Genomic DNA, 8636 nt, shown 5'->3' with positions numbered 1-8636 from the left:
TATGCCATCATCCCGGCTGCTATCTATGCCATCATCCCGGCTGCTATCTATGCCAATTATCCGGCTACTATCTATCCCATCATCCCAACGGGAATCTATCTCAATTACCCGGCTGCTATCTATCTCAATTACCCGGCTGCTATCAGTCCCGATAACCGGGCTAGCATCTACCGAATGCCCTTTATCTTCAACGTGGAAGTCCTGATTAACCGCATCCACATCAATAATAGTATGTCCCTCATCAAGCAACGCCTCCATCACCGCCTCACGGTAACAAGACATTGTGACATTAATCCTCGTCGCCATCTTTGCCCAAGTAATCAGACTCTCTTGCTGAAAAACTCCCTCATTATCTAGGTCATCATAACCAGCCGTTTGGAGAAGCTGAATATTTGCCGAAGTCAGCTTATGTACAGAAGCAAGCAAACTCTTAACCGAAGTGGACCCATTCCCAATCCTGCCTAACCCGCGTTGCGCTGCCCAGATATGACGCGGCACATCAGGACGTACCCGTGCCAGGGACTGGAGAAAAGACCAAACCGAACAAATCCCGTGGGTGATACCCCAGACCGAAGTAAAATGATCTTTGATATCAATCGATACCCCAGTCTCAATCGACGGGCTAGCAATTACGATATCGTACTCTAAAAGAATCTGATTCAGCTTAGAGATACAGCAGTAAGCCGGATGGGTGGGGTCAGAGACGGACTCAGAATCAATCCGTAGTATCCGTTTATCAGGAAAATGTTTTTGCAAAAAACACTCCAGTGTGGTAGTAGACCACTTGGATTTGCGTTTCTGTCCAGAGACACAGACAAAAGGCTTACCCCCTTTCTTGATATGACTCTTAAGACTGGCCATCAAGCTGGCGGGATTCCTGCCACCGTATCGATAAACAGACCACCCAGGATGGACCCAATCATTCTGGATGATATATGGAGGAATATCCACCCCGGCGAGTTGCTTGATATACTCGATTGAGAGATTCGAGAGGTTGGCATCTGAGACAATGACTTGCCCGTAATCGCTGGTTAAGGCGTTCTTAATCAGGGTCTTAAATGACTTTAAGATGGGAACGCGCTCTTTTTGGCAAGTGCTGCTGTTCAACATGTGCCAGAGAACCTGTTCGGCTTCATCCAAAATGACTAACCCATCTGACCAATCTTCTGCCTTAAACCTAGCCTGACTTTCCGGATGGAGACTATCTACACAAAGACCGTAACCTAATAAGCTACCTATCTCGCTGTCTCTCAATTCAGTGACATAGGGAACGCCAAACCGCTGACAGAGGGCTTCTCCTAATTGGATGCGGTGTGTGAGTACTAAGACCCACTGACCCTTGTGGAGGGCTTCGGCAACCCATTGTGCGATGAGTTCTGTTTTCCCTGTCCCTTTGGCGGATTTGAGACCAACTAGCTTCGCGTCTTTGGGTAAGGGGATATTCTTGTCAAGATAGCGAGAGTTGACTTGGAGACTTGGCTCGTAGGTGAGGCAGCTAAGTTGCTTCGCTTTCCAGATAGCCAGGGATTTAGCGGCGAGGTAGGCAGCGTCAAAAACTTCTATCCCGTGATTTACGATTAGATCGTCAACTCCTTTACCGAGTTGAGGTTTCCATTCAATCACCTGGACTTGACAGCCTTGCTGTTCTAACAAGGAACCTGTGAAGCTAATGGCTTTACGCACGTTGGCAATGGTTCTGGGTTTTTTGTCAGAGTCAAAGCCAAAGGAGATAATTCGCCCTGGGGTGGCAAATCGAGCCAGTTCCGGGATTAAGCTGGGGTTTCCCATTGGATTTCCCATCGCGTCTTTTGGCTGGCGATATCCGTTAAAGATACCAGGGACTGCGATGCCCACGTAGCCTTTGGTGATTAAGATGGCGGCTTTTTTTACACCTTCTGTGATTATGACGGGGATGTTGTGCTTGATGACCCATTTCCAGAAAAGTTCATAGAGTTTCTCTCTTGTGTATAAGAACAAATACTTGGGCATTGGGACTTTGTAACGTTTGGCAATACGTTTCCACAATTTCAGCGTGACTTTGAGGAGAAATAGTCCGGTGGCTACTTTGGGGGGATGTTCGTATTTGATGGGTTTTTTGTTGTCCCGGTTGCGCCGGGGTTGGTTGGGTTTGAAGCATCCCCATAGAGAATCGGATAGTGTGCCGCAGTACCAACCGCCATGTTCGAGGTGGCGGTATTTTTTGAGCCAGTGGTCTGTTAAGCGTCCGTCGTTACGGCGGGGGATGGTTTCTGAGTAGATTAGGTATTCATAAGCTGTAGCGCCTGTGAGGGATTGGACGTTAAGGGCGGTGAGGTTGGGGTCGATACCGCTCTCGATTGTCCATTCTTGCCAATGTGCTGATTTGATGTGGTTTGGTCTTTCCATTGCCGTTTCCTTTTGATGTGGTGGGTGTTGAGGAACGGGGGAAGAGATTTTTTGCCACTTGTTGTAGTTGTGGGAAAAGTTCTGCTATCATAATAAATGACAGACTTTTGCAGAACGTTACCAAACCTTTGATAATTCTTTCAATGCTTTCTGGCGTTCAAAACATTTGGCATTGTTTGAGTGTGGTTAATGTTTCTCTTAAGACCCGTTAGACCCGTTCTCGAGTTATTTATTTAATTGTCAAGGAGATTTGAGAAAATCTCCTCATAGACCAGTCTATAGGATCTTTCGTCAGAAATTTTATTATAGGCTGGTCTTGTCTTTGGGGACTCAATCATCACATCCGTACTTCTCCTTTTGAGACTGTAAAAAAGTTTACCATGAATAGCTGACTAAATACGGAAGAACCCAGATTCCGCAGAACCGAGATTTTCCCACTTTGTTGCTCATTGAATCAACCTCTCCAGTCTCCAATTCCATCCCATATAATGTCGATCTCGCGATGTAGTGTATTATTGGAGATCAGGGTGGCGATCGCGTATTGAAGTTCTTTCAGAGATTGTAGTATCAGCATTGTTCCTGTCGAGATATGCTCTTTTCCCGACAGGAGATAGCATGGAAAGTGCGGACACTGCTCCTAGTATTTGTTCGGGTTTTACTTCCAGGTATCTTTGTAGTTGTTCCAGATTACGGTGGCCTGATATTTCTTGTATTACGCGCAATGGTATTCCAGCGTTACTAAGTTGAGTTAGTGCTGTTCGTCTAAAGCTGTGGGTGCTGGCTCCCCGAATACCGACTTCCTGGCAAGCTTTTCTCAGTACTCTGGCGGCTGAGTCGGGATTGATGTGGCCTGTGCCATCTAATCCTGGAAAGAGAAACCAGGTGCTCTTAGAGGGGTAGTATTCTTTGAGTAAGAGCCGCAAATCCTCAATCACTGGGATGCAGCGGGTGGCTAATTTTCCTTTGGTATTACCTTTGCGAAAGACGATTTCTGGCATCACAATGCCTTTACACTCGTATACGTCGGTGGTTCTGAGCAGACAACACTCGCGTATTCGGCAAGCGGTGTAGAGGCAGATGCCAAAGAGGGCGCGGTAGAAGTTGCTGTTTAATCCTCTGTTAAATAGAATGTCGATTTCAGAAAGGGTCAGTATTTTTGCCTGACCGTGGCGGTCAATTTTCACGGCAGCACACCCGATACAATAGTTAAATTGAATCGCGATTTGGGGTCACAGTCAATCTATCTCCCCACGTTGATGTAGTCTATGGACTATCATCATCGCTGACTATAAACTTAATGCGGAGGCATATCCAGATGAAGCAATTGTCCAACGCTGCGTTGCCCAAAGAAGTTGTTGATGGGAAAAGATTACAGGCTAGTCTAACTCATCTGAGCCTCTACCAGAACTCTGTTCTCCGGAAGGCGATTCCAACCCATTTGAGGCCACATATTGACTCGCAACAGATGTAAATGCCTCCATTGATTGGATTGTCACCGTCTGCACAAGAAGAGTTCCTAGAACCTCAAGATCCTCTATCTTCCTAATTAGCACCCTCAATTGCGGTGGAATCTCTGAAAACCTCACTTCAAGGATACGAATAATATCTTCTTGTCCTTTCGTTATCTGACCCTGCTGTAGCCCCTCCTGTAACCCCTGTACGCGCCCTTTTTCTTGCCAATCGGTAACAAATTGCATCACACGCTCCTTTGTTTCTAGTCCCATCGACTCAACTGCTTGTTGAAACTGCTCTTCTTCAGCTTCATTTAAACGTAAATACGTCCCAATAAATCCAGAGATTAACTCCATTTTCGCTTGGTCTACTTTAAGCGTAGCAAGTAACCGTAAACATTCGGCTTTGACTTGAGGACGTTCCGAGGGAGTCATCCTCATCTTAGCCATGAGAGCCGATGCGACAGGATTCTCTCGTTTGAGGAAGTCTCGCCAGTTGAGCCGATTAAGTTGAATACTAACAAAACTAAAGTCTAAAACCTGGCGGTCTGGAAAACTAACTACATATCTATTATCCTGTTCTTGGAATGGTTCGTCAAAGGTAAAGAGGGCGATGGGATAGACGGGGAGGCGGAATTTTTCATGCAAACGGGCAAAGTAATGAAACATCCGCCACCGAAATTCCTCTTGGGTATAAGCACTCGACTGAGATTCTACATGAACTAAGAAACAAGCTGCTTTGTCTCGAAAGGTGAGACGTGCAACGACATCGGCGATTTTCTTTTTTCCTTGTCCTATCGGACTAAATACTTCACGAACTGTTTCTGTTGGTTCTAAGGTAAATTCGCTTGGCTGAGAGTATTCCAAAACTTGAGGGACAAAAAGTTCGATAAAATCTAGGAAGAAGGTGGAAATTAGCTCTTTGAAAATTGCGTCATGGTCGATGGGGGGTGTCACTACAAGTACCACAGTAAATTTTTACAACTGATATTTGACAAATATTTCCGGTAGTCTCTCACCTCTGCTAACTCAACTCAACTCAACTCAACTCAACTAATTTAGGCAACAGGTTGTTGCAGAATATGATTTTGTTAACATGGCATCTCGGTAGCAATGGAACTGAGATGCCAACGCCAAGGAGGAAAGCTATAAAGTAGTTCTGACTTCATTGCCTCCAGATATCATTATCAGCAGCTCGGCTCATCGGTGCTTTCATCAGAACTTTGCTCTTTTCTAGCTAATTCCAATTCATCGGGGGTAACATATTGACTCGCCACTTCAAGAAATGCTTCTACCGATTGGAGTGTTACTACCTGAACCAGAAGAGTTCCTAGTACTTCTTGATCCTTGATGAAGCCAATTAACGTCCTCAATTGAGGTGGAATATTTTTCAACCTCACTTCAAGGATACGAATAATATCTTCCTGTCCTTTTGTTATCTGTCCCTGCTCTAATCCCTGCTCTAATCCTTTCCTGATTCCAATCCGTTCCACACTGGTAATATAAGGCATTTTTCTCTCCTCTTCTAATGAAAGTATCTCTTGCCACAGTCGCTCTTCTTCCTGAGATGGTAAACTGATAAACCAATCGATCGGAATAATTGGACTATATCTTCTCGACCATATCCGCGCGAGTACAAACTTTTAATTAGGGATAGCTTTTTCTCATAGCCAACTCCCACATTTTTGCCTGCAATTTGTGCGGTTCTGTGTGCCTGGACTATCGGAGCTAATGGACTGCGACTTGCATTAAGTTCCTCTATAGTATAGTCTAGCAATTTTACTACTGTCCATTCAAGTACTGCCCGACAGCCCCATAGTTCGCGGGAATATCTATTGGATCGCCAACTTTTTTGCTCGTCTCCTAGTATGGCTAGACTGACTACGCTCTGACGATATCTATCAAATATCCGGTTGTGGTAAATGTACATTCGTTCGGAGAATTCGGTTTGACTTTGGGATTGCACTTCTACATGGATGAGAACCCACTGTTCGTCGCCACTGCGTCGCCATACTTTGACTAATCTATCGGCTTCTTTTCTGCCTGTTTCACTTTCTCTCTTAATTTTTTGTAGTTCTGTGTCTAAAAATTCAAAGCCTCGTTCCCATTCTATGTCGGCTTCTATTGATGGATAGAAAAAACGCAAAAATTCCCGAAAATATACGGAAATGCCCTCTTTCCAGGGGGAATCATATTCGCTCATTTCATCACTCCTAATTGTTAATCTTTGCCCTGATTCAAGTTGATTTATTGTGAGCCAAGCTCACTTCACTGTTGATTTAAGCTGTGGAGCACTTAATTTAGATATAGCAGTCCTAAATCAGTCGCAAAATTGATCGAGACCAGAATCCTTGCAGTATGAGCATCTTGCTCGCGTACAATGCAATAAAATCATTTAGGATTGCTATACCTCCACAAAAAAAAACCCCCCTACACTCCCAAAATTTAATATCCAATTTAGATGCTCCCGCAGCTTACCTAACTCTCTCTACATAAGCTGAGAGAGGAGCTAAAATTGATAGTAGAGATAGGGAACTCTTAATGGGGAACTCTTAATGGTTTACAGATTATTTTACCCCATTATTTTACCCCTCGCTCAACAACTAAGTGTATTAGCAGAGAATAGTATCAGGCTTATTGCTTGTACTTACGCTCACTTTTTATATCTCGACAAACTTTGATAGGGAAAGGCTTGAGATTCCCATCAGCAAGCCCTATCTAATTTAAAATCGGCATCGCTCCTCTCGACTCTTGCTTGCAGTTCGCTTATGGCTATTTGCTATTTTGCTATCTAGATAGTAGACTGCCTAACTGGTTAATATAGGATTAACCAGTAATTAGCAATACTTACAGCCTTGAAATCCCCGCCGAACCACATTGCTAGTTTGATAGCAGTATATCACGCTATTGGGGGCTTGCCGTACTTACTAAATAGGTCGTTGACTGCCTCAATCAGCAAATCGTGGACAGGTTTCCCTAAGTCTGTGGCTAGATGTTTAAGTTGTTTCCAAGCACCGATAGAGAGGCGTAATGTCTGACCTTTTCGTTGTTCGGTGGGTTTATCTTCATTAGATGATACTGATGGAACTGCCGCGACTGGTGTATTACTTTTTTTGAGGGCTACCGTAGCTAAAGAGGGTGTTTTTTTTGCCATGTTTAATTTTCTCCATTAGAGAAGGAAATATTCATCAAAGGTGGTGGAAGGTGTTTTTTGCCATGTTTAATTTTCTCTATTAGGTCAGGAAATATTCAGCCAAGGTGGTGGAAAAGAGGGTGCTTTTTTTGCCATGCTTAATTTTCGACTGTAAGTTGTTTTAATAACCACTGCCAAGTTTGACGAATTTCTATTGCGGCTTTTCCTTTACGCTCAATTTCACTAGCGACGCTACCGTCAATCATGGCGCGACAAAAGATGAGACGATTGAAAATAGGTATTGGACAAATGGGTAGACCATAATTAGTTAGGGCTGTTTTGGCTTCCGAAGTAATGGTTGAGCCGGGGGGTGCTTGGTTGAGGACAATCACCGCAGGTTTATTAATCCCGGAGGCTAGTTCAATACTGGCGCTGATGGATTCTAAGTCTAGGACCGAGGGGCGTACCGGGATTACTACTAGGTCAGAAACTCTGGCGGCGTGAACGGCGAGATTGTTAATGTCGGGTACGGTGTCAACGATGACGAAATTTATCCCGTCGGTACGACAGGATTCAATGTGGTCGAAGATGGTTTTGGTGTTGGACTGGATTAGGAGTGGTGTTTCTGCTTCTCGTTTGTTGTACCAGGAGGAGCAGGAACCTTGGGGGTCAGTGTCGATGAGGACTACTCGGTTCCCTTGGGTTTTCTGGGCTTCGACACCCCAGTGAACTGTGAGGGTTGATTTGCCGGAACCTCCCTTACGGGATAACAGGCTGATGATTTTCATTTGTCTTCCCCCTTGGAGATTCCCGCCATAGCACCATGAGGCTAGGCGGTGGGTTGTTTATTTGCTAGTTTGATAGCATACTATCTTAGTAGTATAGCTTAATGCTTGGTAAAAATCGTTATTTTGTATGGGGTTATGGATATTTAGTTAGTTAGATGTTTTGCTAGTTTGATAGCAAAGTGTCATGGGGGGATTGGCTAGAGCCATCAGGGTGAGTGATGGAGTCGGGGGGCGAAGCGAGCGCACGCATTTAAGATGATTGGTTGTCTTAGTAATTCTGTACTAGATTGTTGGGGGATGGTGTGAAGCCTGAAATCTATAGGCAGTAAGCTTTTTAGGCTTAACGGCACTTTCGGCACACTTGCTACTCAAACACCATGAAGCACTCATCCAACCTTACTCAGGACATTCGTCTTGTCAGTCGTTGTTCGTGTACTCACGGTTGTCAATAGGGGACGCTCAAAAAGAATATGACGAGGTGATGGTCCGGTTTCCTGTGCCATACAGATGTAATATTTTGCCCCTGGTGACAGCTTCCGTAACACGATCGCTATACAGGTCAATAGTTTCAAGCCCTGGTTGCACCAACCTTCTATTTTGGCCAAGAGAGATGTCAGCTTCAATTCTTGGGTGGAGGGGGTGGTGATTTCTCTGGCGGAATGCTTTCGCGAACTGTATTTTCGATCGCGTCTTTGCTCTCTTTCCCTGTGAGGGGAGTATCGCGACCACCTGCTGCTCGAACGCTGGCTAATTCTTCAACAGGTAGGTCAAAAATGGCATCTAGGATGTGGGGACGGGTGTCGCACCAAAGCGCGATCGCATTGGAACCCACATTCCGCACCCTCAACTGTCACAAGGGAGAGTCAAACCAGAAAAAGG

At 44.8% G+C, this 8636-nt stretch carries 9 protein-coding genes; all 9 read right to left on the bottom strand.

Annotated elements, in window-relative coordinates:
* Positions 1-2385, bottom strand: a 2385-nt coding sequence (locus NJ959_RS21200) for a plasmid replication protein, CyRepA1 family (RefSeq protein WP_254013734.1), incomplete at its 3' end; no start/stop codon positions are given.
* Between the two features lie 512 nt (positions 2386-2897).
* The gene (locus tag NJ959_RS21195) at positions 2898-3569 is read right to left on the bottom strand and encodes a tyrosine-type recombinase/integrase (RefSeq protein ID WP_254013733.1); all 672 of its coding nucleotides are present in this window, start codon (positions 3567-3569) and stop codon (positions 2898-2900) included.
* A 192-nt stretch (positions 3570-3761) separates the two neighbouring features.
* Positions 3762-4805: an RpnC/YadD family protein gene (locus NJ959_RS21190; RefSeq protein ID WP_254013732.1), complete on the bottom strand. Its 1044-nt coding sequence runs from the start codon at positions 4803-4805 to the stop codon at positions 3762-3764.
* Between the two features lie 218 nt (positions 4806-5023).
* Entirely contained in the window at positions 5024-5347 is a 324-nt protein-coding gene (locus NJ959_RS21185; RefSeq protein ID WP_254013731.1) for a hypothetical protein, read from the bottom strand.
* Positions 5348-5361: 14 nt separating this feature from the next.
* Positions 5362-6039, bottom strand: a complete 678-nt coding sequence (locus NJ959_RS21180) for an RpnC/YadD family protein (protein WP_254013730.1) — start codon at positions 6037-6039, stop codon at positions 5362-5364.
* A 696-nt stretch (positions 6040-6735) separates the two neighbouring features.
* Positions 6736-6990: a ribbon-helix-helix domain-containing protein gene (locus NJ959_RS21175; protein ID WP_254013729.1), complete on the bottom strand. Its 255-nt coding sequence runs from the start codon at positions 6988-6990 to the stop codon at positions 6736-6738.
* Between the two features lie 137 nt (positions 6991-7127).
* Positions 7128-7757 (bottom strand): AAA family ATPase, encoded by a 630-nt coding sequence (locus NJ959_RS21170; protein ID WP_254013728.1) that lies wholly within the window; start codon positions 7755-7757, stop codon positions 7128-7130.
* Between the two features lie 386 nt (positions 7758-8143).
* Positions 8144-8329 (bottom strand): hypothetical protein, encoded by a 186-nt coding sequence (locus NJ959_RS21165; RefSeq protein ID WP_254013727.1) that lies wholly within the window; start codon positions 8327-8329, stop codon positions 8144-8146.
* 47 nt (positions 8330-8376) lie between these two features.
* Positions 8377-8598 (bottom strand): hypothetical protein, encoded by a 222-nt coding sequence (locus tag NJ959_RS21160; RefSeq protein WP_254013726.1) that lies wholly within the window; start codon positions 8596-8598, stop codon positions 8377-8379.
* Positions 8599-8636 lie beyond the last annotated feature (38 nt).

Origin of the sequence: Limnofasciculus baicalensis BBK-W-15 (genome assembly GCF_024178385.1) — a bacterium.
In the GTDB taxonomy this organism is placed as follows: Bacteria; Cyanobacteriota; Cyanobacteriia; order Cyanobacteriales; family Coleofasciculaceae; genus Limnofasciculus; species Limnofasciculus baicalensis.
This window is presented reverse-complemented; position numbering and strand designations above follow the sequence as displayed.